Source organism: Citrobacter sp. Marseille-Q5395 (genome assembly GCF_947057495.1).
Classification (GTDB): Bacteria; Pseudomonadota; Gammaproteobacteria; order Enterobacterales; family Enterobacteriaceae; genus Citrobacter; species Citrobacter murliniae.
Map to the genome: position 1 here is coordinate 94,691 of NZ_CAMSEL010000019.1, position 25,569 is coordinate 120,259.

At 53.2% G+C, this 25,569-nt stretch carries 26 protein-coding genes; 16 read left to right on the forward strand and 10 right to left on the reverse strand.

All coding sequences use genetic code 11. The features are described from left to right. Positions 1 to 9 precede the first annotated feature (9 nt). From nuoJ to nuoN, 5 genes are all read left to right on the forward strand, one after another. The gene (gene nuoJ / locus OH663_RS20060; protein ID WP_045445570.1) at positions 10 to 564 is read left to right on the forward strand and encodes an NADH-quinone oxidoreductase subunit J; all 555 of its coding nucleotides are present in this window, start codon (positions 10 to 12) and stop codon (positions 562 to 564) included. Continuing rightward, a complete protein-coding gene (gene nuoK / locus OH663_RS20065; protein ID WP_000612644.1) occupies positions 561 to 863 on the forward strand; it encodes an NADH-quinone oxidoreductase subunit NuoK in 303 nt (100 codons plus the stop codon). The genes nuoJ and nuoK overlap by 4 nt, the downstream gene beginning before the upstream one ends. Then, complete coding sequence (nuoL, locus tag OH663_RS20070) at positions 860 to 2,701, forward strand: NADH-quinone oxidoreductase subunit L (RefSeq protein ID WP_045445564.1); 1,842 nt, start codon at positions 860 to 862, stop codon at positions 2,699 to 2,701. Before nuoK ends, nuoL begins: the two co-directional genes overlap by 4 nt. A gap of 123 nt (positions 2,702 to 2,824) precedes the next feature. After that, complete coding sequence (nuoM, locus tag OH663_RS20075) at positions 2,825 to 4,354, forward strand: NADH-quinone oxidoreductase subunit M (protein ID WP_045445562.1); 1,530 nt, start codon at positions 2,825 to 2,827, stop codon at positions 4,352 to 4,354. 6 nt (positions 4,355 to 4,360) lie between these two features. Next, positions 4,361 to 5,818 (forward strand): NADH-quinone oxidoreductase subunit NuoN, encoded by a 1,458-nt coding sequence (nuoN, locus tag OH663_RS20080; RefSeq protein WP_045445559.1) that lies wholly within the window; start codon positions 4,361 to 4,363, stop codon positions 5,816 to 5,818. A 55-nt stretch (positions 5,819 to 5,873) separates the two neighbouring features. On the opposite strand, the gene OH663_RS20085 is transcribed toward nuoN, so the two are convergent. Next, positions 5,874 to 6,878, reverse strand: a complete 1,005-nt coding sequence (locus OH663_RS20085) for a chemotaxis protein (protein ID WP_045445556.1) — start codon at positions 6,876 to 6,878, stop codon at positions 5,874 to 5,876. A 63-nt stretch (positions 6,879 to 6,941) separates the two neighbouring features. After that, complete coding sequence (rbn, locus tag OH663_RS20090) at positions 6,942 to 7,859, reverse strand: ribonuclease BN (RefSeq protein ID WP_200010207.1); 918 nt, start codon at positions 7,857 to 7,859, stop codon at positions 6,942 to 6,944. 68 nt (positions 7,860 to 7,927) lie between these two features. On the opposite strand from rbn, the gene OH663_RS20095 reads away from it, so the two are divergent. From OH663_RS20095 to pmrD, 9 genes are all read left to right on the forward strand, one after another. Beyond that, complete coding sequence (locus OH663_RS20095; RefSeq protein ID WP_045445553.1) at positions 7,928 to 8,380, forward strand: GNAT family N-acetyltransferase; 453 nt, start codon at positions 7,928 to 7,930, stop codon at positions 8,378 to 8,380. A gap of 53 nt (positions 8,381 to 8,433) precedes the next feature. Continuing rightward, positions 8,434 to 8,739: a stress response protein ElaB gene (gene elaB, locus OH663_RS20100; RefSeq protein WP_045445550.1), complete on the forward strand. Its 306-nt coding sequence runs from the start codon at positions 8,434 to 8,436 to the stop codon at positions 8,737 to 8,739. Positions 8,740 to 8,843: 104 nt separating this feature from the next. Next, positions 8,844 to 10,142: an isochorismate synthase MenF gene (menF, locus tag OH663_RS20105; protein ID WP_200010205.1), complete on the forward strand. Its 1,299-nt coding sequence runs from the start codon at positions 8,844 to 8,846 to the stop codon at positions 10,140 to 10,142. 87 nt (positions 10,143 to 10,229) lie between these two features. Continuing rightward, complete coding sequence (menD, locus tag OH663_RS20110) at positions 10,230 to 11,900, forward strand: 2-succinyl-5-enolpyruvyl-6-hydroxy-3-cyclohexene-1-carboxylic-acid synthase (protein WP_200010203.1); 1,671 nt, start codon at positions 10,230 to 10,232, stop codon at positions 11,898 to 11,900. Next, on the forward strand, positions 11,897 to 12,655 hold the full coding sequence (menH, locus tag OH663_RS20115; protein ID WP_045445541.1) for a 2-succinyl-6-hydroxy-2,4-cyclohexadiene-1-carboxylate synthase: 759 nt from the start codon (positions 11,897 to 11,899) through the stop codon (positions 12,653 to 12,655). The genes menD and menH overlap by 4 nt, the downstream gene beginning before the upstream one ends. 14 nt (positions 12,656 to 12,669) lie before the next feature. Continuing rightward, entirely contained in the window at positions 12,670 to 13,527 is an 858-nt protein-coding gene (gene menB / locus OH663_RS20120; RefSeq protein ID WP_045445537.1) for a 1,4-dihydroxy-2-naphthoyl-CoA synthase, read from the forward strand. Further along, positions 13,527 to 14,489: an o-succinylbenzoate synthase gene (gene menC / locus OH663_RS20125; RefSeq protein WP_200010196.1), complete on the forward strand. Its 963-nt coding sequence runs from the start codon at positions 13,527 to 13,529 to the stop codon at positions 14,487 to 14,489. Before menB ends, menC begins: the two co-directional genes overlap by 1 nt. Then, positions 14,486 to 15,853 (forward strand): o-succinylbenzoate--CoA ligase, encoded by a 1,368-nt coding sequence (gene menE / locus OH663_RS20130; protein WP_200010194.1) that lies wholly within the window; start codon positions 14,486 to 14,488, stop codon positions 15,851 to 15,853. Before menC ends, menE begins: the two co-directional genes overlap by 4 nt. A gap of 106 nt (positions 15,854 to 15,959) precedes the next feature. Continuing rightward, entirely contained in the window at positions 15,960 to 16,223 is a 264-nt protein-coding gene (gene pmrD, locus OH663_RS20135; RefSeq protein WP_048220993.1) for a signal transduction protein PmrD, read from the forward strand. Between the two features lie 2 nt (positions 16,224 to 16,225). Here the strand turns inward: pmrD and arnF are convergent, their stop codons facing one another. The 8 genes from arnF to nudI form a co-directional block, all read right to left on the reverse strand. Next, the gene (arnF, locus tag OH663_RS20140) at positions 16,226 to 16,612 is read right to left on the reverse strand and encodes a 4-amino-4-deoxy-L-arabinose-phosphoundecaprenol flippase subunit ArnF (protein ID WP_200010192.1); all 387 of its coding nucleotides are present in this window, start codon (positions 16,610 to 16,612) and stop codon (positions 16,226 to 16,228) included. Beyond that, entirely contained in the window at positions 16,612 to 16,947 is a 336-nt protein-coding gene (gene arnE / locus OH663_RS20145; protein ID WP_200010190.1) for a 4-amino-4-deoxy-L-arabinose-phosphoundecaprenol flippase subunit ArnE, read from the reverse strand. The genes arnF and arnE overlap by 1 nt, the downstream gene beginning before the upstream one ends. Then, the gene (gene arnT, locus OH663_RS20150; protein WP_200010188.1) at positions 16,944 to 18,602 is read right to left on the reverse strand and encodes a lipid IV(A) 4-amino-4-deoxy-L-arabinosyltransferase; all 1,659 of its coding nucleotides are present in this window, start codon (positions 18,600 to 18,602) and stop codon (positions 16,944 to 16,946) included. The genes arnE and arnT overlap by 4 nt, the downstream gene beginning before the upstream one ends. Further along, a complete protein-coding gene (gene arnD, locus OH663_RS20155) occupies positions 18,599 to 19,498 on the reverse strand; it encodes a 4-deoxy-4-formamido-L-arabinose-phosphoundecaprenol deformylase (RefSeq protein WP_200010186.1) in 900 nt (299 codons plus the stop codon). Before arnD ends, arnT begins: the two co-directional genes overlap by 4 nt. Continuing rightward, entirely contained in the window at positions 19,495 to 21,477 is a 1,983-nt protein-coding gene (gene arnA / locus OH663_RS20160) for a bifunctional UDP-4-amino-4-deoxy-L-arabinose formyltransferase/UDP-glucuronic acid oxidase ArnA (RefSeq protein ID WP_200010185.1), read from the reverse strand. Before arnA ends, arnD begins: the two co-directional genes overlap by 4 nt. Next, positions 21,474 to 22,457 (reverse strand): undecaprenyl-phosphate 4-deoxy-4-formamido-L-arabinose transferase, encoded by a 984-nt coding sequence (gene arnC, locus OH663_RS20165; protein WP_200010183.1) that lies wholly within the window; start codon positions 22,455 to 22,457, stop codon positions 21,474 to 21,476. Before arnC ends, arnA begins: the two co-directional genes overlap by 4 nt. 2 nt (positions 22,458 to 22,459) lie before the next feature. Then, the gene (gene arnB, locus OH663_RS20170; protein WP_263525824.1) at positions 22,460 to 23,599 is read right to left on the reverse strand and encodes a UDP-4-amino-4-deoxy-L-arabinose aminotransferase; all 1,140 of its coding nucleotides are present in this window, start codon (positions 23,597 to 23,599) and stop codon (positions 22,460 to 22,462) included. A 262-nt stretch (positions 23,600 to 23,861) separates the two neighbouring features. Beyond that, positions 23,862 to 24,287 carry a nucleoside triphosphatase NudI gene (gene nudI, locus OH663_RS20175; protein ID WP_200010182.1) on the reverse strand — a complete coding sequence of 142 codons (426 nt, stop codon included), beginning with the start codon at positions 24,285 to 24,287 and terminating at the stop codon, positions 23,862 to 23,864. 228 nt (positions 24,288 to 24,515) lie between these two features. On the opposite strand from nudI, the gene OH663_RS20180 reads away from it, so the two are divergent. Together OH663_RS20180 and OH663_RS20185 are read left to right on the forward strand one after the other, a co-directional pair. Beyond that, the gene (locus OH663_RS20180) at positions 24,516 to 25,058 is read left to right on the forward strand and encodes a YfaZ family outer membrane protein (protein WP_045445497.1); all 543 of its coding nucleotides are present in this window, start codon (positions 24,516 to 24,518) and stop codon (positions 25,056 to 25,058) included. 105 nt (positions 25,059 to 25,163) lie between these two features. Beyond that, on the forward strand, positions 25,164 to 25,569 hold a 406-nt coding region (locus OH663_RS20185), incomplete at its 3' end, for a molybdenum cofactor synthesis domain-containing protein (RefSeq protein WP_263525822.1).

The window sequence follows — 25,569 nt, forward strand, 5'->3', positions numbered from 1 at the left end:
AGAGGGGCAATGGAGTTCGCTTTTTATATCTGTGGCCTGATAGCCATTCTCGCAACCTTGCGGGTGATCACCCATACCAATCCGGTACACGCACTGCTGTATCTGATTATTTCGCTGCTGGCGATTTCTGGGGTGTTCTTCTCGTTAGGTGCTTACTTTGCGGGTGCGCTGGAAATTATCGTTTATGCGGGCGCCATCATGGTGCTGTTCGTGTTCGTGGTAATGATGCTGAACCTCGGCGGTTCTGAAATTGAACAGGAACGTCAGTGGCTGAAACCACAAGTATGGATTGGTCCGGCAATTCTGTCGGCCATCATGCTGGTGGTCATCGTTTACGCCATTCTGGGTGTTAATGATCAGGGCATCGACGGTACGCCAATCAGCGCGAAAGCAGTCGGTATTTCCCTGTTCGGACCTTATGTTCTGGCGGTTGAGTTGGCTTCGATGCTGCTGTTGGCTGGTCTGGTTGTGGCCTTCCACGTCGGTCGCGAAGAGCGTATGGGTGAAGTGCTGAGCAACCGCACCGACGATCGCGCGAAAAGAAAAACGGAGGAGCACGCATGATCCCCTTACAACATGGATTGATCCTCGCTGCGATTTTATTCGTGCTGGGCTTAACCGGTCTGGTTATCCGCCGCAATCTGCTGTTTATGCTGATCGGGTTGGAAATCATGATTAACGCTTCTGCGCTGGCCTTTGTGGTCGCGGGTAGCTACTGGGGCCAGACCGATGGTCAGGTGATGTATATCCTCGCCATCAGTCTCGCGGCTGCTGAAGCGAGCATCGGACTTGCGCTGTTACTGCAACTTCATCGCCGTCGCCAGAACCTGAACATCGATTCAGTAAGTGAGATGCGTGGATGAACATGCTTGCCTTAACCATTCTTCTGCCATTTATTGGCTTTGTATTACTGGCGTTTTCTCGTGGTCGTTGGTCAGAAAATCTGTCCGCTACCGTAGGGGTTGGGTCGATTGGCCTGGCAGCGCTGGTGACTGCGTTTGTTGGCGTGGATTTCTTCGCCAACGGTAAACAGGCATTTAGCGTTCCGCTGTGGACGTGGATGTCTGTTGGCAACTTTAACATCGGTTTCAACCTGGTGCTGGACGGCCTGTCACTGACCATGCTTTCTGTTGTGACCGGCGTGGGGTTCCTGATCCACATGTTTGCTTCCTGGTATATGCGCGGTGAAGAGGGATACTCTCGTTTCTTCGCCTACACCAACCTGTTTATCGCCAGTATGGTTGTTCTGGTACTGGCTGATAACCTGTTGTTGATGTACCTCGGTTGGGAAGGCGTGGGCCTGTGCTCCTATCTGCTGATCGGTTTCTACTACACCGATCCGAAGAATGGCGCTGCGGCAATGAAAGCCTTCGTGGTGACCCGTGTCGGTGACGTGTTCCTGGCGTTCGCGCTGTTCATCCTCTACAACGAGCTGGGCACGCTGAACTTCCGCGAAATGGTTGAACTGGCGCCTGCGCACTTTGCAGATGGCAATAACATGCTGATGTGGGCAACGCTGATGCTGCTGGGCGGTGCGGTAGGTAAATCGGCGCAGTTGCCGTTGCAGACCTGGCTTGCTGACGCGATGGCTGGCCCGACGCCTGTTTCCGCGTTGATCCACGCCGCAACGATGGTTACCGCGGGTGTTTACCTGATTGCGCGTACCCACGGCCTGTTCCTGATGACGCCGGAAATCCTGCACCTGGTTGGGATTATCGGAGCTATCACGCTGGTGCTGGCAGGTTTCGCGGCGCTGGTGCAGACCGACATCAAACGCGTTCTCGCCTATTCCACCATGAGCCAGATTGGCTACATGTTCCTGGCGCTTGGTGTTCAGGCGTGGGATGCGGCGATTTTCCATCTGATGACGCACGCCTTCTTTAAAGCACTGCTGTTCCTGGCATCCGGCTCGGTTATCCTTGCCTGCCACCACGAACAGAACATCTTCAAGATGGGCGGCCTGCGTAAGTCTATTCCGCTGGTGTATCTCTGCTTCCTGGTCGGTGGCGCAGCGCTGTCGGCTCTGCCGCTGATTACTGCGGGCTTCTTCAGTAAGGATGAGATTCTTGCCGGTGCGATGGCGAACGGTCATATCAATCTGATGGTTGCAGGTCTGGTCGGCGCGTTTATGACCTCTCTGTACACCTTCCGTATGATTTTCATCGTGTTCCACGGGAAAGAACAAATTCACGCTCACGCAGGGAAGGGGATTACCCACCACCTGCCGCTGATTGTACTTATGATCCTGTCCACCTTCGTTGGCGCGTTGATTGTGCCTCCGCTGCATGGCGTGCTCCCGGCAACAACTGAGCTTGAGCATGGTCGCGTGATGACGCTGGAAATTACCTCCGGCATCGTAGCGATTGCGGGCATCCTGATTGCAGCCTGGCTGTGGTTGGGTAAACGTACTCTGGTGACCTCAATTGCCAACAGTGCGCCGGGTCGCCTGCTGGGAACCTGGTGGTATAACGCCTGGGGCTTTGACTGGCTGTATGACAAAGTATTCGTCAAGCCGTTCCTGGGCATAGCCTGGTTGCTGAAACGCGATCCAATGAACTCGATGATGAACATTCCGGCGATCCTGTCTCGCTTCGCAGGTAAAGGCCTGCTGTTGAGCGAAAATGGCTATTTGCGCTGGTATGTTGCATCCATGAGCATTGGCGCGGTTGTCGTGCTGGCACTGTTGATGGTACTGCGTTGAGTTTGAGGATTGCGGTTGTTTTGCCCGGTGGCGTTAAAACCGCAATCCGAAGTGAATTTTCTGTCGTGAGAATTCGTTGAAAATCAGGTCCTGTTGGGACTTTAACAAGGAATAAAGATCGCCATGTTACTACCCTGGCTAATATTAATTCCCTTTATCGGTGGCTTCCTGTGCTGGCAGACCGAACGCTTTGGCGTGAAGGTGCCGCGCTGGATCGCGCTGGTTACCATGGGATTGACGCTGGCGCTTGGCCTGCAACTGTGGTTGCAGGGCGGCTATTCACTGACGCAATCTGCTGGCATTCCGCAGTGGCAGTCTGAGTTCGTCGTGCCGTGGATCCCGCGCTTTGGCATCTCTATTCATCTGGCTATCGACGGTCTGTCGCTGCTGATGGTAGTGCTGACCGGTCTGCTCGGCGTTCTGGCGGTACTGTGTTCCTGGAATGAAATCGAAAAATACCAGGGCTTCTTCCACCTGAACCTGATGTGGATCCTCGGCGGCGTAATTGGCGTGTTCCTTGCCATCGACATGTTCCTGTTCTTCTTCTTCTGGGAAATGATGCTGGTGCCGATGTACTTCCTGATCGCGCTGTGGGGGCATAAAGCTTCTGACGGTAAAACGCGTATCACGGCGGCCACTAAGTTCTTCATCTATACCCAGGCGAGTGGCCTGGTCATGTTGATCGCCATCCTGGCTCTGGTATTTGTGCACTACAAAGCAACCGGTGTCTGGACCTTCAACTATGAAGAGTTGCTGAATACCCCGATGTCCCACGGCGTGGAATATCTGCTGATGCTGGGCTTCTTCATCGCCTTCGCGGTGAAAATGCCGGTGGTTCCGCTGCACGGCTGGTTGCCGGACGCGCACTCCCAGGCACCGACCGCAGGTTCCGTTGACCTGGCGGGGATTTTGCTGAAAACAGCGGCATACGGTCTGCTGCGTTTCTCCCTGCCGCTGTTCCCGAACGCGTCGGCGGAGTTCGCACCTATCGCCATGTGGCTGGGCGTTATCGGTATTTTCTACGGCGCGTGGATGGCCTTTAACCAGTACGACATCAAACGTCTGATTGCCTACACCTCTGTATCGCACATGGGCTTCGTGCTGATTGCTATCTACACCGGCAGCCAACTGGCTTACCAGGGCGCGGTGATCCAGATGATCGCTCACGGCCTGTCCGCAGCCGGTCTGTTCATTCTGTGTGGTCAGTTGTACGAACGTCTGCATACGCGTGATATGCGTATGATGGGCGGTCTGTGGGGCAAAATGAAATGGCTGCCAGCGCTGTCGATGTTCTTCGCGGTATGTACGCTGGGTATGCCAGGCACCGGTAACTTCGTTGGCGAATTCATGATTCTGTTCGGCAGCTACCAGGTGGTTCCGGTCATTACGGTGATCTCGACCTTTGGTCTGGTATTTGCCTCTGTTTACTCGCTGGCGATGCTGCATCGCGCTTACTTCGGTAAGGCGAAAAGCCAGATTGCCAGTGTTGAACTGCCTGGGATGTCGCTGCGTGAGCTGTTTATCATCCTGTTGCTGGTCGTGCTTCTGGTACTGCTTGGCTTCTATCCGCAGCCGATTCTGGATACCTCGCATTCTGCGATGAGCAACATCCAGCAGTGGTTTGTTAATTCCGTTACTACTACAAGGCCGTAAATCGCCATGACAATAACTCCACAACACCTGATTGCGCTGCTACCGCTGCTGATCGTCGGCTTGACGGTGGTGGTTGTGATGCTCTCCATTGCGTGGCGACGCAATCACTTCCTCAATGCCACGCTGTCGGTCATTGGGCTTAACGCCGCGCTGGTTTCGCTCTGGTTTGTTGGCCAGGCGGGCGCAATGGATGTCACCCCGCTGATGCGGGTTGACGGTTTCGCTATGCTCTACACCGGGCTGGTGCTGCTGGCGAGCCTTGCCACCTGTACCTTTGCCTACCCGTGGCTGGAAGGCTATGACGATAACCGGGAAGAGTTCTACCTGCTGGTGTTGATCGCCGCGCTGGGTGGCATTCTGCTGGCGAACGCCAACCATCTGGCGGCGCTGTTCCTCGGTATCGAACTGATCTCTCTGCCGCTGTTTGGTCTGGTTGGCTATGCGTTCCGTCAGAAGCGTTCGCTGGAAGCCAGTATCAAATACACCATCCTGTCTGCCGCAGCCTCTTCATTCCTGCTGTTTGGTATGGCGTTGGTGTACGCGCAGTCAGGCAACCTGTCGTTTGTTGCGCTCGGTAAGAGTCTCGGCGATGGTATGCTGAACGAACCGCTGCTGCTGGCCGGTTTTGGTCTGATGATCGTTGGTCTGGGCTTTAAACTCTCGCTGGTGCCGTTCCATCTGTGGACGCCAGACGTATACCAGGGCGCTCCTGCTCCGGTATCCACCTTCCTGGCGACGGCGAGCAAAATCGCTATCTTCGGCGTGGTAATGCGTTTGTTCCTGTACGCGCCGGTGGGTGACAGCGAAGCGGTACGTATCGTGCTGGGTGTCATCGCCTTTGCTTCCATTATCTTCGGTAACCTGATGGCGCTGAGCCAGACCAACATCAAACGTCTGCTGGGTTATTCTTCTATCTCTCACCTCGGTTATCTGCTGGTGGCGCTGATTGCTCTGCAAAGCGGTGAGATGTCGATGGAAGCGGTCGGCGTTTACCTGGCTGGTTATCTGTTCAGCAGCCTGGGTGCGTTTGGTGTGGTCAGCCTGATGTCCAGCCCGTACCGCGGCCCGGATGCCGATTCTCTGTTCTCCTACCGTGGGTTGTTCTGGCATCGTCCGATCCTTGCGGCAGTGATGACGGTGATGATGTTGTCTCTGGCGGGGATCCCGATGACGCTGGGCTTTATCGGTAAATTCTACGTACTGGCAGTTGGTGTGCAGGCCAACCTGTGGTGGTTGGTTGCCGCAGTAGTCGTCGGGTCCGCGATTGGTTTGTACTACTACTTGCGCGTTGCCGTGAGCCTGTACCTGAGCGCACCGCAGCAGCTTAACCGTGATGCACCGTCTAACTGGCAGTACAGTGCTGGTGGTATCGTGGTACTGATCTCTGCTCTGCTGGTTCTGATCCTCGGTGTCTACCCGCAACCGTTGATCAGCATCGTGCAGTTGGCAGCACCGCTGATGTAAGCGAAAAGTTGAAACGAAAAAACCCGCCTCGGCGGGTTTTTTTATGCAGCAAATATCAGGCTGAAAGCTGACGACTTACCAGCGGTCCGCTGACGTCTTTCGCCGCGCGCTCCATCACTTCCTGAATCACAGAAGACAGCTCGTTAATCTCAAATTTTGCCACGTAGCCATCTGCCTTTACTCTGCGAACGTGATCTTCATTTGCACTACCGGAGAGTGAAGAGTGGATCACTACCGGGATCTTTTTCAGACGCTCATCGGTTTTAATCTTGCGGGTGAGTGTAAAACCGTCCATCTCCGGCATTTCCAGATCGGTGAGCACCAGGGCGATTTTCTCGCTGATGGGTTTACCTTCCGCCAGGGCCTCCTGAGACAGTTGCTGTATTTTTTCCCACGCGTCTTTGCCCGTCACATGCATCAGATGGGGGATTTCCATGGCATTAAGCCCTTTCTCAAGCATCGCGCGGGCGACTTTTGAGTCTTCTGCAACAATCGCTACCGCACCCGGTGTGATATTGAACTTACTGGTTTTAAGATTGGTGGCACGCAGATCGTGATTTGACGGCACGATGTCATACAGGATTTGTTCAACGTCGAGTACCAGCGCCAGGTTGTTGGTCTCTTTATTGTCGTCCAGACAGGCGATACTGGTGATATAGCGACCGTTAACAGCTTTCTCCGCAGTATGTACCTGCTGCCAGTCCAGGCGCATAATGTTTTCCACGGATTCCACCGCAAATGCCTGCACGCTGCGGGCGTATTCAGTAATCAACAGGATATTAAGACCGGTTTCTGGTTTACATCCGGCAACGGCTGGCAGGTCAATTACCGGGATCACCTGATCACGGATATTCACCATACCTAACAGCGGGGCTTTCATGCCAGCCGGACGCGTAAACGTGGGCATCGGGACGATTTCACGCAGCTTGAATACGTTGATGCCAAACAGCTCCGATTTCTGCTCATCCAGTGATGTGCCCAGACGAAACAGCAACAGTTCAAAGCGGTTAGACAGGGTTAGGTTTGTCCTGTCGTCGATGTCTTTTTGAAAATTGTTCATCCTGTCCTCAGTGTGAAAGCCAGCTTTTCTCTGTTATCGGCACTGAGGCGAAAAAATAGAGCACTAAACCGTGAAAATGGCGAAATCGTGAGCCAGTTCGGTCGCCGGAAACAGGGTCCTGCACTCTTCGAGCAAACGCTGGCAGCCTTTTTCATCGTAGCGTGAGCTGACGTGGGTTATTATCAAACGGCTCACTCCGGCCTCCAGAGCCAACTGAGCGGCTTGTCGGGTAGAGCTGTGTCCACGGCTGTTGGCTTTTTCCTCCATCGACGAATCCAGCGTGGTTTCATGAATCATGACATCCACACCTTTTGCCAGCTCGATGGCGGTAGCACACGGTGCGGTATCGCCGAAAATAGCAACAGACTTGCCCGGTATTGCCGGCGCGAGAAAATCTGCACCGTTAATCGAGCGGCCATCTTCCAGCACGATGCTCTTTCCGGCTTTCAGTTCCTGAAACCAGGGACCCGGTTTCACGCCCGCAGCCTTTAGTGCTTTAGCGTCAAGCGCGCCGGGTTTATCATGTTCTTCGACCCGATAGCCGTAACACTCCACAGGGTGTTCCAGTGCGAACGCGGTAACTTTCCGCAAGCCATCATCCAGAATTTCACCCGCGGTAACTTCCACAATCTCCAGCGGATAATCGGTCCAGGAGCCGCTAAGGCGTAATGCGGTCTCGGTAAACTCCCGTAATCCTTTCGGACCGTAGAGTGTCAGTGGCTGAACGTTTCCGGCCATCGAACGGCTACACAATAGCCCGGGTAAGCCAAAGAGGTGATCGCCATGCAGATGGCTGATAAAAATTCGCTCGAGCTTTCCCGGATTAAACGGTGTACTAAGCATCTGGTGCTGCGTCCCTTCGCCGCAATCGAAAAGCCATAGCCCCGCCTGCGTGGGATGTTGCAGATTCAGTAGTATTGCCGTTACATTGCGTGAGCGAGTGGGAACACCCGCAGACGTGCCTAAAAATAGTAATTCCATCTTTTGCGTTACACTTTTCGCCATCATTGAGGCAGGGTGTTCAGGTTATCACAACAAAGGGGCAGACAATGATTCACTGGCAAGATCTCCACCATACAGAACTGAACGTCCAGCAACTGTATGCCATTCTTCAGCTTCGCTGCGCGGTGTTTGTCGTTGAGCAACAGTGTCCGTATCAGGATGTGGACGGCGATGATCTGGTGGGTGAAAACCGTCACATTCTGGGGTGGTATAACGGTCAACTGGTAGCGTATGCGAGGATTCTGAAAAGTGACGAGGATCTGGAGCCGGTAGTGATTGGTCGAGTGATCGTAAGCGAAGCGTTACGTGGTGAAAAACTGGGTCAACAGCTGATGGCGCAGACGTTGGCATCGTGCTCGCAGCACTGGCCGCACAAGGCGTTATATCTCGGCGCACAGGCACATCTGCAATCCTTTTACGCACGCTTTGGTTTTATGCCGGTAACGGATATCTATGACGAAGATGGTATCCCACACATAGGCATGGCGCGTGAGGCGTAAATAGCCACTGTTGTCTATAGTTAGTGGATACGTAAATAGAAAGGGAGAATATAATGTCTTTTCGTTCTGATGAATCACGTATTGACGACGACCTGGAACTACTCAGTGAAACGCTGGAAGAAGTGCTGCGTTCATCGGGTGATCCTGCTGACCAGAAGTATCTTGAGTTAAAAGCGCGCGCTGAGCAGGCGCTGGAGGATGTGAGAAATCGCGTAAGCCATGCCTCTGACAGCTATTATTATCGCGCGAAGCAGGCAGTTTGCCGGGCTGATGACTATGTACATGAAAAGCCCTGGCGTGGGATTGGCGTCGGCGCAACGGTCGGTTTAGTGATGGGTTTATTGTTGGCACGGCGATAAATTCAGCACCCTCTTCGCAATAGTAAGTACTCCCTAAACGGGGGTACTGCTTTTTCTGTTCAGTACCCCGTATAATGAGAGGTTTTTAACAGGGAGAGGTCCGCGTGCATTCAATCACTACTGCGCTGGAAAGTCTGATGCGCCATTTGTCGCAAGAGATACCAGCAGCACCTGGAATTCGTATTTACGATATACCTTTCCCGCTGAACGATGCATTTGACGCTTTAGGATGGCTGGCCAGCCAACCCGTCTGGCCGCAGTTTTACTGGCAGCAGCGTAACGGCGATGAAGAAGCTGCTGTGCTGGGAGCTACCGCCACATTCTCTTCTCTCGAATCTGCCCAGCAGTTTTTACGCCAGCATGAAGATAATCCAGAACTACGGATCTGGGGATTGAATGCGTTCGAGCCTCAACGCGGTAATTTACTGTTACCCCGTCTGGAGTGGCGACGCTGCGCAGGAATGGCGACTTTACGGTTACATCTTTATAGTGATGTTTCTCTGCGCGAAGATGCTGCGCGTGCTGGCGCATTTCTCTCAGCACTTGCCAGTGTTAAGCCACTTCCCACATTGCGCCTGAATTTGACCGGTGAACAGCACTGGCCTGATAAAGCTGGCTGGACACGCCTGATTGAACTTGCCACGCAAACCATCGCCAGAGAAGATCTCGATAAAGTGGTGCTGGCGAGGGCCACCGATTTACAGTTCTCTCATCCGGTGCATGCCGCAGCGGTAATGGCTTCAAGCCGTCGTTTAAACCTCAACTGCTACCATTTCTTTATGGCATTCTCCGCCGAATGCGCTTTTCTTGGTTCGTCTCCCGAACGCCTGTGGCGGCGGCGTGACACCGCTTTGCGCACCGAAGCGCTGGCCGGAACTGTCGCTAATCATCCTGACGATCACCGGGCCTGGCAGCTTGGTGAATGGCTAATGAAAGATGATAAAAACCAGCGTGAGAATATGTTGGTGGTGGAAGATATCTGCCAGCGGTTACAGAACTGCACGCAAACGCTCGACGTGCTTCCCCCGCAGGTGCTTAGATTACGCAAAGTGCAGCATTTGCGGCGTTGTATCTGGACGGCATTGAATCAGCCAGATGACGCGCTTTGCCTGATGCAGCTACAGCCGACGGCCGCCGTGGCAGGTATTCCGCGCGAGCTGGCGCGCGAGTTTATCCAGCATCATGAACCTTTTGAACGCGAATGGTATGCCGGATCTGCGGGATATCTCTCTCTGCGCCAAAGCGAGTTCTGCGTATCGTTACGTTCTGCGAAAATTAACGCAAACGTGGTACGCCTGTATGCCGGGGCGGGGATCGTGCGTGGCTCAGATCCAGAGCAGGAATGGCAGGAAATAGACAATAAAGCGGCAGGGTTACGTACTTTATTACAGATGGAAGGATAATGATTTCGTGTATATTCCCGACTCATATCAAAAATCCATTTATTCGATTCTTTATACTGTGTCGCAATATTGATACCGGACAATCTCATGTCAGTAAGCGCATTTAACCGACGCTGGGCGGCGGTCATTCTGGAAGCACTCACTCGCCACGGCGTCAGGCATGTTTGCATTGCGCCTGGCTCACGTTCGACGCCGTTGACTCTGGCTGCAGCGGAAAACTCTGCTTTTATACACCATACGCATTTTGACGAGCGTGGGCTTGGGCATCTGGCTTTAGGGCTGGCAAAGGTCAGCAGACAACCTGTTGCAGTGATTGTGACCTCCGGCACGGCAGTGGCGAATTTGTATCCGGCGCTGATCGAAGCTGGTCTGACCGGTGAAAAACTGATTTTACTTACGGCGGACAGGCCGCCAGAACTGATTGATTGCGGGGCGAATCAGGCGATTCGCCAGGCGGGTATGTTTGCCTCACATCCATCGCATACGCTCTCTTTACCACGTCCAACGCAGGATATTCCGGCAAGCTGGCTGGTTTCCACCATTGATAACGCATTAGCCTCACTGCATAGCGGCGCAGTACACATAAATTGCCCGTTTGCAGAACCGCTGTATGGCGATATGGACGAAACTGGTGTTGAGTGGCAACAGCGCCTTGGTGACTGGTGGCAGGATGACAAACCGTGGCTGAGCGAATCACGTCGGCTGGAAAGTGATAAGCAGCGTGACTGGTTTTTCTGGCGACAAAAACGTGGCGTGGTGATTGCCGGTCGCATGAGTGCGGAAGAGGGCAAGAAAGTTGCACTCTGGGCGCAGACGTTAGGCTGGCCGCTGATTGGCGATGTATTGTCGCAAACCGGGCAACCGTTGCCATGTGCCGATCTGTGGCTGGGTAATGCAAAAGCGGTGGCTGAGTTACAGCAGGCGCAGATTGTGGTGCAGCTCGGCAGTAGCCTGACCGGGAAACGTCTGCTGCAGTGGCAGGCCAGTTGCGATCCGCAGGAATACTGGATTGTCGATAATATCGAAGGACGTCTGGATCCGGCTCATCATCGTGGACGCCGGTTAGTCGCGAAGATAAGTGACTGGCTGGAACTGCATTCGGCTGAGAAGCGTCAGCCCTGGTGCGTAGAGATTCCACGTCTCGCAGAACAATCCTGGCAAGCGGTGGTGGCACGTCGTGATACCTTCGGAGAAGCACAACTGGCGCACCGCATTCGGGATTATCTGCCTGAACAGGGACAGCTGTTTGTGGGTAATAGTCTGGTGGTGCGTCTGATAGACGCACTGTCGCAGCTTCCTGTCGGTTATCCGGTTTACAGCAATCGTGGGGCGAGCGGTATCGACGGTTTGTTGTCTACAGCCGCGGGCGTACAACGCGCCAGCGCGAAATCGACGCTGGCTATTGTCGGCGATTTATCCGCGCTGTATGACCTGAATGCACTGGCGTTATTACGCAAGGTCTCTGCTCCGTTCGTATTGATTGTGGTGAATAATAACGGCGGTCAGATTTTCTCACTACTGCCAACGCCACAAAGCGAACGCGAACGCTTCTATCTGATGCCGCAGAACGTCCACTTTGATCACGCGGCAGCCATGTTCAACCTGAAATATCACCGACCGGAAAGCTGGGAGCAGCTGGAAAGCGCGCTGGCGAATGCCTGGCGAACCCCTGCAGCAACGGTGATTGAGCTGGTAGTGAATGAAACTGACGGGGCGCAAACTCTGCAGCAACTGCTGGCACAGGTGAGCCATCTATGATCCTGCACGCGCAGGCGAATGAGGGCCAGGCGGGTTATCCCTGGCTGGTTTTCCTGCACGGATTCTCGGGTGATTGTCAGGAATGGCAAACCGTCGGCGAGACGTTTCAAAACTACTCGCGATTGTACATCGATCTGCCAGGACACGGCGGTTCTGCTGACATTCGCGTGAGGGGCTTTGATGACGTCAGTGAATTGCTGCGTAATACTTTATTTAGTTACAACATACTTAACTACTGGTTGGTGGGATATTCTCTTGGCGGCAGAGTCGCGATGATGGCGGCCTGCCAGGGGATGCCGGGGCTTTGCGGATTGGTTGTTGAAGGTGGACATCCTGGGCTACAACGCGAAGATGAGCGGATTCAGCGTCGTCTCTCAGATGGCCGCTGGGCCGCACGTTTTCGCCGGGAACCGTTGCGTGATGTGTTTAATGACTGGTATCAACAGCCAGTTTTCGCCTCGTTAAGCCCTGTACAACGACAGGCGCTCGTGGCGCTGCGCAGCCATAATAATGGTGTTACGTTGGCTGCAATGCTGGAGGCTACCTCGCTTGCCGTCCAACCTGATTTACGTGCGCAACTCACTACGCGCACATTTCCGTTTTATTATTTATGTGGTGAACGTGACGATAAATTCCGCGCTTTGGCGACGGAAATGTCTGTACCGAACCATGTGATTCGTAACGCCGGACACAACGCGCATCGGGATAATCCCGCAGGCGTGGTGGACTGTCTGGCTCAGATTCTGCGTCGCTGACTAAAGGACATTTTATGATCTATCCTGATGAAACAATGCTTTACGCACCGGTAGAATGGCTCGATTGCTCTGAAGGCTACACCGACATTCGCTACGAAAAATCCACCGACGGTATCGCAAAAATCACCATTAATCGTCCGCAGGTACGCAACGCATTTCGCCCTGTTACCGTTAAAGAGATGATTCAGGCGCTGGCGGATGCACGTTATGACGATAACATTGGCGTGATTATCCTGACGGGTGCTGGCGACAAAGCGTTCTGCGCGGGCGGCGATCAGAAAGTGCGCGGTGACTACGGCGGATACCAGGATGACTCCGGTGTGCATCACCTGAACGTGCTGGACTTCCAGCGTCAGATTCGTACCTGTCCGAAGCCTGTTGTGGCGATGGTTGCGGGTTATTCCATTGGCGGTGGCCACGTGCTGCACATGATGTGTGACCTGACTATTGCAGCAGAAAACGCCATCTTCGGTCAGACTGGACCAAAAGTCGGTTCATTCGACGGTGGTTGGGGTGCCTCTTACATGGCGCGCATTGTCGGCCAGAAAAAAGCGCGTGAAATCTGGTTCCTTTGTCGTCAGTACGATGCGAAACAGGCGCTGGATATGGGCCTGGTCAATACCGTGGTTCCGCTGGCGGATCTGGAAAAAGAGACCGTACGCTGGTGTCGCGAAATGCTGCAAAACAGCCCGATGGCGCTGCGTTGCCTGAAAGCTGCGCTGAACGCTGATTGTGATGGTCAGGCGGGTCTGCAGGAACTGGCTGGTAACGCCACCATGCTGTTCTACATGACGGAAGAAGGACAGGAAGGCCGTAACGCCTTTAACCAGAAACGTCAGCCTGACTTCAGCAAATTCAAACGGAATCCGTAATGCGTAGCGCGCAGGTATACCGCTGGCAGATCCCCATGGACGCGGGGGTGATTCTGCGCGACAGGCGGTTAAAAACGCGTGACGGGCTGTACGTTTGTCTTCGTGACGGCGAGCACGAAGGGTGGGGAGAGATCTCCCCACTGCCGGGCTTCAGCCAGGAAACCTGGGAAGAGGCGCAAACTGCGCTGCTGAGCTGGGTAAACGGCTGGTTACAGGGGGATTCAACCTTACCGTCGATGCCTTCAGTGGCCTTTGGCGCAAGCTGTGCGCTGGCTGAACTTGAGGGGGCATTGCCTGATGCGGCGGACTATCGCGCTGCGCCGTTGTGTACGGGCGATCCTGACGATCTGGTTTTGCAACTGGCAGACATGCCGGGCGAGAAGGTCGCGAAGGTGAAAGTCGGTCTGTATGAAGCGGTACGCGACGGCATGGTCGTCAACCTGTTGCTTGAGGCGATCCCCACGTTACATCTGCGTCTTGATGCTAACCGTGCCTGGACGCCGCTTAAAGCGCAGCAGTTCGCGAAATACGTTAATCCGGAGTATCGCGCGCGCATTGCTTTTCTCGAAGAGCCGTGTAAAACCCGCGACGATTCGCGCGCGTTTGCTCGCGAAACCGGGATTAGCATCGCCTGGGATGAAAGCCTGCGTGAAGCAGACTTTACCTTTATAGCTGAAGAGGGTGTGAGTGCGGTCGTCATCAAACCAATGCTCACCGGCAGTCTGGATAAGGTTCGCGAACAGGTTGAGGCGGCGCACGCGCTGGGGCTTACGGCAGTAATCAGTTCGTCTATTGAGTCGAGCCTGGGCTTAACTCAACTGGCCCGGATTGCCGCCTGGCTGACGCCACAGACCATTCCTGGTCTGGATACGCTTAGTCTGATGCAATGCCAGCAGGTACGCAGCTGGCCGGGCAGCATGTTGCCGTGTGTCGACGTTGATTCTTTGGAACGGCTGTTATGAGCTTCCCTGACTGGCCGTGGCGTCACTGGCGGCAGGTTCGGGGAGATGCGCCAGCCTTACGCCTCAATGATGAGGTGCTAAGCTGGCGAGATCTTTGCACCCGGGTAGACGCTCTGGCTACAGGGTTTGCCGCTCAGGGCGTGGAAGAGGGCGATGGCGTACTGTTGCGAGCCTGGAATCATCCCCGGTCTCTGATGGCCTGGCTGGCATTGTTGCAGTGCGGAGCCCGGGTTTTACCTGTGAATCCACAACTGCCTCGGTCATTGCTGGAGACATTGGTACCTGATTTAACGCTGTATTTTGCGCTGAATCTGGAAGGCGACGATACATTTTCAGCGCTGACGCCACTGCGAATGCGCGAACAGTCTGGCGAGTATGCTGTCGCCTGGCTGCCCCAGCGTTTGAGCTCGATGACGTTAACCTCCGGTTCAACCGGGTTACCTAAGGCGGCTGTCCATACCTGCGAGGCTCATCTGGCTAGCGCACAGGGCGTGCTGTCGCTTATCCCGTTTGGTACAAAAGATGACTGGCTGCTCTCACTGCCGTTATTTCATGTATCTGGTCAGGGTATTCTGTGGCGCTGGCTGTTTGCGGGCGCGCGAATAACCGTGCGTGACAAGCAGCCGCTGGAACAGATGTTGATTGGCTGTACCCATGCTTCGCTCGTGCCCACACAGCTCTGGCGTTTGCTGGTGAATAAAACACCGGTAACGCTGAAAGCCGTATTGCTGGGAGGTGCGGCAATCCCCGTTGAACTGACTGAACAGGCGCGCGAGCACGGGATTCGTTGTTGGTGCGGTTACGGGCTGACGGAATTTGCCTCTACGGTTTGCGCAAAAGAAGCGGATGGTCTGGGCGATGTAGGCTCCCCTTTGCCGGGCAGAGAAGTCAGAATTGTTAATGATGAAGTCTGGCTGCGAGCCGCCAGTATGGCACAAGGGTACTGGCGTAACGGGAAACTTAACCCACTGGTTAATGCTGAAGGCTGGTTTGCCACCCGCGACCGTGGGGTATTAAATGACGGTAAGTTAACCATTGTCGGCCGCCTGGATAATCTGTTCTTTAGCGGTGGGGAAGGTATCCAGCCAGAAGAGGTGGAGCGCGTGATTACGTCGCATCCGCAGGTTCTGCAAGCCTTTATTGTTCCGGTAGAAGACAGAGAGTTTGGGCATCGCCCGGTAGCAGTCGTTGAATATGACGCTGACGCTGGAAAAATTGACCTTGCCGAATGGATTAACGATAAGTTGGCGCGTTTTCAGCAGCCGGTGCGTTGGCTGACATTACCGCCAGAGCTGAAAACCGGTGGTATTAAAGTTTCTCGCCGTGCGTTGCTTGACTGGGTTCGTGCCAACGATAAAGATTAAGGCCGCATTCATTTTACATCTCATTTTGCCATTCCATACCCATTGTTGTTTTGTTTATCTGCTAAAGCGTAACTTGTTATGATATTTATTAACAAACAGGTGCGCTATGGAATGGCATGTGAAGAAGTCTTGCTGTCTCAAAAAGACAGGGAAAATTTATATCGTAATTTGCGATAGCGGCGGCTCACTGAAGATGCTGGCTGAGGCGCAAACCTCTGAGCGGGTTAATGTCGGCGATCTTCTTTCACCGCTGAAAGATGCTTTGTATTGTATTAATCTTGATACATCACGGGTGATTAAAATAATAGATGCCAGACAATACCACTGTGACGACTGGCAGCGTCTGTTGCATCTGTCTGAGGGCAAATAACCTCAGGAAGCCTGTCCGGGAGAAGGCAGAAAAATCATCATCAGCCCTGCCATGATGCACAACACTCCAGCAAACGTCTTCAATGAGAAAGTCCCCTGCCAGCCGGGTAAAATCATCGATGCTACCCATACCAGCACATAGCTGAGGCTGAGCAGGGCATATGCTTTGCTCAGAGCCAGCTGGTGCAGGGCTTTATGCCAGCAGATAACTGACAGTAAATACCCCAACAGACCGGCATACAGGGCTAGCGCCCCGATGCTGGTGGACAATAAAGCGGATATAAACGCCTGCGGATATTGTATCGGCGGCAGACTATCCATCGCATAACCCAGACTTAGTTGAGCGGCAGAAGTAATGAAAACGCTGCACAAACCCCAAAATATGCCCATTACACCGCGCTCCCAAGAATAAAGATGCCGGTGATGAGCAGCCCAACCCCCAGCCAGTGACGCCTTGTGACAGGTTCGCGCCAGATTTTCCATGCAGCCAGTGTGACCCATACAAAGTTGAGACTCAGCATCGGATAGGCGATGCCGACGGGAATGTTCTGCAATACTACCATCCAGAGCAGCATAGCCAGACCCAGACAGGCCAGAGCCAGGACAACCCACCGCATAATATGACGTTTTCGCGCGTGGACGGGTACCGGGCGAGTGGCCTGCTTCTGGCATAGTTGTCCGCAGACGCTGAGCAGGCTGGCAAGAACCAGGATTATCCAGATCATTTTGGTCGATACTGAATCAAAACCAGGCGTCCCTGATTATCGATATAGTCAGCAGGCGGAATGGCAAGTTGATTAATATCTTCACCTTTCGAAATTGACAACACGAGGGTAATGTTTCCTTCCTGACGATGTTGTGCTAACCAGTTTGCAAAGTCATCCCGGCTGACAAAGCGGCCTCTGGCATCCGGGTAGTTGAGTCCGTATTTTAACTCGCCCGCTTGTCCGTACATGATGATGTCGTCGCGTTTCAGACTCCAGGCCAGGCCCGCAGCGACACCTACGTTATCGGAGAGAATATAACGACTCGACTCCAGCGACTCTTTGGTCATCTCAACAAAAAACTGAGGCTGCTTAGATTCCATGACCCGATCGGGTATTGAAAAGCCAAACAACAGCGCCAGTCCCAGTGGACAAAGCGCTGCGAATTTCCAGTTTTTCTCGGTACTGTTCAGCGTATACCAGCCAAAAAAAGTCCAGCTAATAAAAATGCCCCACACACAAAAAACCTTATAGGTTTCAATATGCGTCCAGACAGGCGACTTTAACGGCCCCAACGTGGAAGCGATAAAAGTTGCGACAATGCCGAGCACGCCAAACAGGATGTTAATCCAGCCATTAACGCGTAAGGCAATGGAACCCTTTTGTGCTGCCTGCAGGCCGAAACGCGCAGTGAGGATCGCAAGCGGTGCGAAGCAGGAAAGAATATAGGTCGGCAATTTTCCTTTGGCGATACTGAAAAACAGTATCGGCATGATTATCCAGCTCAGCAGGTACAAGGCACTGCACGGAAAATCACGTTCACGCCAGCCCGTACGCAGTGCGCCAGGCAGCAGGCCAAGCCAGGGCAGGCAGCCTGCGATAAACACAGGCAGGTAATACCAGAACGGCGCTTTATGCTGGGCATCCGCCTGCGCAAACCGTTGAATATGTTCGACCCAGAAAAAGTAATGCCAGAAGTCAGGTTCGCGTTGTGCAATGGCCATCGCCCACGGCAGAACAATCGCTATACAGCCTAAAATTGCCAGCCAGCCGTAGATAAAAAATGTTTTCCAGCGTTTTTGCACCCAGACCCATGGCAGTACGCTGAGTACCGGGACGGCGAGTGCGAGAAAACCTTTGGTCATTACTCCCATACCGCAGGTTAACCCTAGCAGTAAAAAAGCGATGATTTTGCGTTTTTTACTGGTGGCCTGCATGCCTTCCCAAAAACAGAACATGCCCGCCATCAGCCAGAGTGCGATGATAGGATCAAGAACCGCGTAGGTTCCGATGCTGTAAACGGAGAAAAACGTTAAGAAAATGACTGAAGAGAGTAAGGCTGTGCGTTTATCCTGCCATAACCGCATTGCAAATCCGGCTACCAGCAGTGCGGTCAGCAGTGTAGCAAAAATTGCACCTGCCCTGACGCCAAAGTTGGTGGCACCAAAGAGCCATTGCCCGATGCTGTTTAGCCAGTATCCGGCAATGGGTTTTTCAAAATAGCGTAGCCCTAAAAAGTGCGGGACTATCCAGTCGCCCGCGTTCAGCATTTCCCGACTGATTTCAGCATAGCGCGTCTCGTCAGGCTGCCAGAGCATGCGGCTATTGATGGGTAAAACGTAATACAGCGCAATAAAGGCGATAAATGCCATTATGTTGCGTATGGATCTCATCATGTCGCGCTCACTGGTTGCTGGCAGCCGAGCCATCCCTCTCTGCCGGGTATTTTGCCACGTATGATTTGTCCTGATGGCAACGTGTTAATGTCGTCCGGCAGCAGATCGCCAAGTGGACAAAACGTAATCCCCGCATCAATTGCGCGAATCAGTAGAGTGTTAAAATCCTGATGAAAGGCGATACCTTCGACTTCCGCATGAATTGTGTACACAGATGTTCCTCTGTTCATCAGCATGTGGGAGAGGATCCAGGAATTGAAATCGACAGCTTGCACTTCCCCGCCAACCACTTCATCCCATGTCGGTAAGGTAACGGGAATTTGCGGCGTGCCTGTTTTGCCTGTCTCAAGCACCGGGCGGAATAACGATGTTCCCCGACAGTCGCTGTTATAACGCAGCTTGAACGCTTCTTTTGCGTGGACAACGCGTGCATCGGCACGCCAGCCGGCAACGGCAGAACAGGTGACAGGCTGTCCGGTAATGGCTTCGAGAGCGGTGATACCCTGGGAAATATCATCGATTAGCTGTTTGTCATTCCAGTTCCCGCTGCGAGCTTGCCAGGCGTGGTGATCCCAGGCATGTAACCCGGTTTCGTGAACCAGAGCCGTTTGCTGAATAATTGCCGCATTGGCCTGGCCGATCTCTTTTCCAGGCCACGCGGTACCTGCCAGCAAAATATCCCATCCGTAGAGGGAGGCAGCGTTTGAGCGCAGCATCTTCCATAGAAACTGCGGCTTTACCAGACGCCAGAGATGGCGTCCCATGTTGTCAGGCCCAACGCTGAAGAAAAAACTTGCCCGAACGTTATGTCGGTTCAATGTCTCCAGCAGGCGGGGTACGCCTTCGCGCGTCCCCCTGAAGGTATCGACATCAATACGCAAGCCTACCTGTTTCATGATCTCTGTTCCGTGATATCCACACTGCGCAAGAAGAAATCCAGGGTTTCTTCCACAGTCTCCAGCATTTCGATGGAGGGCTCCCAGTTCAGGCAGCGCTTGGCATTGCGAATATTGGGTTTCCGGTGTTCAACGTCCTGATAACCTTTACCATAGTAGCTGCTGCTTTCGACGTCACGAAAACCGGCAAATGGTGGAAAGTGTTGGCGCAACGGATGTCTTTCGAAGCAGGCCAGCAGCATTTCCGCCAGTTCCTGAATACTGGCTTCATTATCCGGATTACCAATATTGATAATCTCGCCGTCGCAGCGTCCGCCGTCGTTTTCAATGATACGGAACAGAGCTTCGATACCATCGCGAATATCAGTAAAGCAGCGCTTCTGTTTACCGCCTTCAATCAGCTTAATCGGTGACCCTTCCACCAGATTCAGGATCAGCTGAGTAATGGCGCGTGAGCTACCGATACGTGCAGCGTTGAGGCTGTCCAGACGTGGTCCCATCCAGTTAAACGGACGGAACAGCGTGAAGCGTAATCCCTCTTTTTCGCCATACGCCCAAATGACGCGATCCAGAAGCTGTTTGGACACTGAGTAGATCCAGCGTGGTTTATTGACCGGGCCAACGGTAAGGTTTGAGCTGTCTTCATCAAAGACCTTATCGCTACACATCCCGTAAACTTCTGAGGTGGAGGGGAAAATGATGCGCTTTTGATATTTCACGCAGTAGCGAATGATCCTCAGGTTCTCTTCAAAATCAAGTTCAAAGACGCGCAGCGGATTACGGGTGTATTCAATCGGCGTGGCAATCGCCACCAGCGGCAGCACGACGTCGCATTTTTTCACATGATATTCAATCCATTCGGAATGAATACTGATATCGCCTTCCACAAAATGGAACCGCGGGTGTTGCAGAAAACGCCCAATCGCATCGCTGCCAATATCGAGCCCATAGACTTCATAGTTATCTTCGCGCAGCAGGCGTTCTGTCAGATGATTACCAATGAAACCATTAACGCCGAGGATCAAAACACGAGTACGACGTTTGCGGGTGGAAAGCGGCTGGCTGTTCAGATGAGACCCCGCAACCAGACCCAGCACTTGCGCCAACTGCGATCCCTGCATAGTGATACCATCGCCAGCTTGCCCGGTGATGATTTCGAGCGCCCCATCAGCACAGGCAATCAGTAATGGTGACACTGAAAGCACGGTCCCTGGCTGGGCTACAGCGCGATGAGCAGACAGTCGTGATGACCAGACAGTGAATTTTTGTGTTCCCACGTAGCTGAATGCGCCCGGCCAGGGATCGGATACGGCACGTACCATGTTATGTAACTGCGCTGCAGGTTTACGCCAGTCGAGGAAGCTGTCGTTCGGCGTCCGTCGACCAAAGCAGGTGGCTTCTGTTTCCTGCTGAGGGCGTTCCTGAAAGTCACCCGTTTTGATAGCCGGCAGCGCCTGTTCGAGAACCTGCCGGGCAGTCTGGCACAGTTTATGATGCAGCGTTAAGGCTACGTCGTCGGGGGAAATGGCAACACGTTGTTGAGCAATAATAGCGCCCGCATCCGCGCGTTTTACCATGCGATGAAGCGTCACGCCCGTTTCTGTTTCTCCGTTGACCAAAACCCAGTTCAGCGGTGCGCGGCCACGATACTTGGGCAGCAGCGAGCCGTGCAGGTTAAAGGCACCCACAGGCGCAAGATTCAGAATGTCATCGCTCAGTAAATGACGATAGTAGAACGAGAAGATAACATCTGGCGCGAGCTGGCTAATTCGTTCAATCCATAGCGGATGATTGACCTCGTCAGGGGCGTAAACCGGTATGCCTGCGCTGGCCGCCAGCCGGGAAACCGAACCGAAAAATGCTTTCTCAGCAGGGTTATCGGCGTGGGTAAAAATAGCTGCGATTTCATAACCTGCATCCAACAAGGCTTGAATTCCCTGACATCCCATATCGTGATAAGCAAATACGACGGCTTTCATGCGTGGTGTTCCTCGGTTGAGTGCGTGGTTTGTGGACGAATAACGTGTTGAACAAAATAACGGGGGCGGGCACGGACATCGTTATAGATGCGACCGATATATTCGCCGAGTAATCCCATGCCTATAAACTGTGCGCCGATAAACGTGAACAGTACGGCAAACAGCATGAATACCCCTTCCGCAGCCCACTGTGGGCCTAGCGTCAGGCGAAGAATGACCAGCAGGACGGACAGAGTGAAACCCGTGGCGGCAATCACGCTGCCCAGCAGACTCAACATACGCAGTGGTGTGGTTGTCAGGCAGGTCACCAGGTCATACATCAGGTTAATCAGGCGCATGAAGCTGTACTTAGAATCGCCAAATTCACGTTCCGCGTGGTGCACCGGAATTTCCGTCGCACGCCGGGCAAAAATGTTGGCCAGAATCGGAATGAAGGTGCTGCGTTCCTGGCAATGCAGCATGGCATCAACGATGTGACGGCGATAAGCACGCAGCATGCAGCCGTAATCTCCCATCGCTTTTCCGGTGGTTCGCTGAATCAGATGGTTGATCATCCGTGAGGCGGTCTTACGAAACACACTGTCTTGCCTGTTCTGGCGCACCGTTCCGACGACATCGAAACCTTCATCAGCTGTGGCAACCAGCCGGGGGATCTCCTCCGGAGGGTTTTGTAAATCGGCATCCAGCGTGATAATCAAGTCGCCGGTAACGTGGCTAAAACCGGCCATAATTGCCGAGTGTTGCCCGTAGTTTCGGTTGAGCAGAATAGAGACAATATGGCTGTTCTGCGCATGAGAAGCCTCCATCATCAGTTGAGCGGAATTATCGCTGCTGCCGTCATCGATCAGCAGTATTTCGTATTCTTTTCCCAGCTTTTCGCAGGCGGCGCAGGTACGTTTAATTAACTCTGGCAGGCTTTCCTGTTCGTTAAACACGGGAATAACCACCGAGACTTTCTTAATCGGCGTGGCTTCAAACATGATTATTGTCCTGCTATCTGGCGAAGTGCTGTAATCACGCGCCGGGTATCATCGGCGGTCATGTCAGGGAATAACGGCAGCGAACAGATGCGCGCGCTATTCCATTCCGTATCAGGAAGCGAAAGGGTAGTGAAACGTTCGCGATAATATTTTTGCGTGTGTGCGGCGCGAAAATGCAGGCCGGTACCAATACCTCTGGCTTTAAGCGCTTCCATTAACGCATCTCTGCTTATGCCGCAGCGTGCTTCATCGACACGAATAATAAACAGGTGCCAGGCGTGTACATGCGACCACCGCGGCAGGTTCAGCGGCTGAAAAGGCGAATCAGCCAGCGCTTGTTGGTACTGTTGGGCAATTTCCGCGCGGCGCGCGTTCAGTTGCGCCAGTTTGCCCAGTTGCGCCAGGGCGATAGCAGCATTGATGTCGGTGAGGTTGTATTTGTATCCCGGCGTGAGAACTTCTGCCTGCGGGGCTCGGCCGTAGGTTTGTCGGTCATACGCATCCACTCCCAGGCCGTGAAATTTCAGGCTGCGTAACCGTTGAGCCAGCTGTTTGTCGTCAGTAACAACCAGCCCGCCTTCCGCACAGGTAATATTTTTGATGGCGTGAAAGGAGAAGATTGCCGTGCCGCGAGCACCAACATGACGACCTTTATATAACGTTCCCACGGCATGGGCTGCGTCTTCTATCACCGGGATCCCATAGCGCTCGCCGATAGCGTAAATCGCGTCAAGATCGGCGGGAGCACCTGCGTAATGCACCGGTATAATAGCTTTGGTTCGTGGCGTAATAGCGGCTTCAATTTGCTCCGGTGTTACCATCAGCGTATCGCGGTCGACATCGATCATGACCGGCGTGGCTCCCAGCAGGACAATCATGTTGAGCGTAGAAACCCACGTCATTGACGGCGTGATGACTTCATCGCCTTCACCCACACCCAACGCCATCAGCGTGACGTGCATACCTGCGGTGGCAGAGCAGACGGCAACGGCATGTTGGTTCCCCGTAAGCCGACAGAACGCTTCCTCCAGCTCATGGTTTTTAGGGCCGGTGGTTATCCATCCTGAATCCAGAACCGCCTTAACTGCGGTAAGTTCTTCAGTACCCATTGCCGGGCGAGAGAAGGGCAAAAAGTCAGACATCATTATTCCTTCAAGCCATTAAACGCAGTCGTAGGTTTATTTTTATGACAAACAAGCGCGCGTTAATTATTTCATCAGGCTACAAAGGTTAATGATCGAAGGTTAATTTATCCTTAAGGATTTAAGGCGGAGAAAAGAGGGCGATGTAGAAGAGATTAATGGTTATTTTATTGATATTAAAACATTTTGTTTGCTCAGCCCCGAAGGGCTGGTGCATAAAGATATTAAGTCAGCGAGGTGATTCTAAGAAGCAGCGTTGTACTTACAGTAATCCTTTTAATGTTAATGTCTTTCGGGTGGCGATGTTTAAGTCGTAATGTCCAAGATCTTCTGGTTTTACCCAGGCGAAATCCTGAAACTCTTCATTAATGTTCACTTCGCGATTGGCAGAAATGCAGTCGAAGATCAGATAAATCATGTAAATTTCTTCCTGCCTGCCGTCAGCATACGTTTTGGAGCGGATATCATCGCTGAAGGTCCAGGGGGTGATATCGGTCAACACAAGCTGCTCGCCTAACTCTTCCCTTACTTCCCGTCGCAGGGCTTCTTCGATACGTTCGCCAGGTTCCACGCCACCGCCCGATAACGCCCACTGACCGGGAAAAACACCGCGATCGTTGGCCATTTTACACAGCAAATAACAGCCTTCATTTTGAATTAATGGGCAAACAATTGTCCTTTGACGCACGGTTATGTTCCTTATGTACAGAGATGAGGCAAAAGAATACGGGAGCTGACGCGTTGGTTAAAGTGATTATTGTCAATTCCATCGTCACTTATTGAAACGGTTTCGGGTAGTATTTCGTTACAATATGTTATTAGATCGCTTTTTTAGCTCATTGATTCCTTTGCTGTTGGCAGTACAATCCTGCGGTTTTGGGGCACATTAATTACTTGCTTGCTGGAAAGGGTAAAAATGAAAAAAAGCGTACTGTTAGGACTTGCCGGAATGCTGTTTGTTTCCGCATCGGCTAATGCCATCAGCATCAATGGTCAGGCTGGTGAAGATTACACCAACATTGGCGTCGGCTTTGGCACCGAGTCAACCGGATTAGCGGTAAGCGGCAACTGGATGCACAACGATGACGATGGCGACGCGGCTGGTCTGGGTCTTGGTCTGAATATCCCGCTTGGACCGCTGTTGGCTACTGTTGGCGGCAAAGGTATTTACACCAATCCGAAGGATGGTGATGAAGGTTATGCGGCGGCTGTTGGTGGTGGTCTGCAGTGGCCGATTGGCGACAGCCTCCGTCTGTTTGGCGAATACTATTACTCTCCGGACTCGCTCTCCAGCGGTATCGACAGCTTTGAAGAAGCGAATGCCGGTGCGCGCCTGACGATTATGCGTCCACTGAGCATTGAAGCGGGTTATCGCTACCTGAATCTGGCCGGTAAAGATGGCAACCGTGATAACGCGATTGCTGACGGCCCGTACGTTGGGGTTAGCGCCAGCTTCTAATCTTCCTGGCGCGGCGTTCTGCTGCGCCTGTTTTACTCCTCTTCCTTCTCCATGTTCCCCCTGCATTGCGTTATAGTGTTTCTATTACAAAAGCAGGAGAACACAATGTTAAATGTGGAGATGCTATCCACCGGGGATGAAGTGTTGCACGGGCAGATCGTCGACACCAACGCTGCCTGGCTGGCCGATTTTTTCTTTAATCAGGGATTACCGTTAACGCGCCGTAACACGGTAGGCGACAATCTTGACGATTTGGTCGCTATCTTGCGTGAGCGTAGTGAACACGCCGATGTGTTGATCGTCAATGGCGGCTTAGGGCCAACCAGCGATGATTTGAGTGCACTGGCAGCGGCAACGGCAAAAGGTGAGGGACTGGTGCTGCATGAGCCATGGCTGGCCCAGATGGAGAGCTTTTTCCGCGAGCGCGGCCGCGTGATGGCGCCGAGCAATCGCAAACAGGCCGAGCTTCCTGCCAGCGCGGAGTTTATTAATAATCCGGTGGGCACTGCAT

Coding starts and splice junctions, on each gene's coding strand:
- OH663_RS20085 (WP_045445556.1), bottom strand. CDS start 6,878: ATGAACAATTTTCAAAAAGACATCGACGACAGGACAAACCTAACCCTG.
- pmrD (WP_048220993.1), top strand. CDS start 15,960: ATGGAATGGCATGTGAAGAAGTCTTGCTGTCTCAAAAAGACAGGGAAA.
- arnA (WP_200010185.1), bottom strand. CDS start 21,477: ATGAAAGCCGTCGTATTTGCTTATCACGATATGGGATGTCAGGGAATT.
- nuoM (WP_045445562.1), top strand. CDS start 2,825: ATGTTACTACCCTGGCTAATATTAATTCCCTTTATCGGTGGCTTCCTG.
- arnB (WP_263525824.1), bottom strand. CDS start 23,599: ATGTCTGACTTTTTGCCCTTCTCTCGCCCGGCAATGGGTACTGAAGAA.
- menB (WP_045445537.1), top strand. CDS start 12,670: ATGATCTATCCTGATGAAACAATGCTTTACGCACCGGTAGAATGGCTC.
- elaB (WP_045445550.1), top strand. CDS start 8,434: ATGTCTTTTCGTTCTGATGAATCACGTATTGACGACGACCTGGAACTA.
- arnC (WP_200010183.1), bottom strand. CDS start 22,457: ATGTTTGAAGCCACGCCGATTAAGAAAGTCTCGGTGGTTATTCCCGTG.
- arnE (WP_200010190.1), bottom strand. CDS start 16,947: ATGATCTGGATAATCCTGGTTCTTGCCAGCCTGCTCAGCGTCTGCGGA.
- nuoN (WP_045445559.1), top strand. CDS start 4,361: ATGACAATAACTCCACAACACCTGATTGCGCTGCTACCGCTGCTGATC.
- menH (WP_045445541.1), top strand. CDS start 11,897: ATGATCCTGCACGCGCAGGCGAATGAGGGCCAGGCGGGTTATCCCTGG.
- arnF (WP_200010192.1), bottom strand. CDS start 16,612: ATGGGCATATTTTGGGGTTTGTGCAGCGTTTTCATTACTTCTGCCGCT.
- OH663_RS20180 (WP_045445497.1), top strand. CDS start 24,516: ATGAAAAAAAGCGTACTGTTAGGACTTGCCGGAATGCTGTTTGTTTCC.
- nuoL (WP_045445564.1), top strand. CDS start 860: ATGAACATGCTTGCCTTAACCATTCTTCTGCCATTTATTGGCTTTGTA.
- arnD (WP_200010186.1), bottom strand. CDS start 19,498: ATGAAACAGGTAGGCTTGCGTATTGATGTCGATACCTTCAGGGGGACG.
- arnT (WP_200010188.1), bottom strand. CDS start 18,602: ATGATGAGATCCATACGCAACATAATGGCATTTATCGCCTTTATTGCG.
- menE (WP_200010194.1), top strand. CDS start 14,486: ATGAGCTTCCCTGACTGGCCGTGGCGTCACTGGCGGCAGGTTCGGGGA.
- rbn (WP_200010207.1), bottom strand. CDS start 7,859: ATGGAATTACTATTTTTAGGCACGTCTGCGGGTGTTCCCACTCGCTCA.
- OH663_RS20095 (WP_045445553.1), top strand. CDS start 7,928: ATGATTCACTGGCAAGATCTCCACCATACAGAACTGAACGTCCAGCAA.
- menD (WP_200010203.1), top strand. CDS start 10,230: ATGTCAGTAAGCGCATTTAACCGACGCTGGGCGGCGGTCATTCTGGAA.
- nuoK (WP_000612644.1), top strand. CDS start 561: ATGATCCCCTTACAACATGGATTGATCCTCGCTGCGATTTTATTCGTG.
- menC (WP_200010196.1), top strand. CDS start 13,527: ATGCGTAGCGCGCAGGTATACCGCTGGCAGATCCCCATGGACGCGGGG.
- nuoJ (WP_045445570.1), top strand. CDS start 10: ATGGAGTTCGCTTTTTATATCTGTGGCCTGATAGCCATTCTCGCAACC.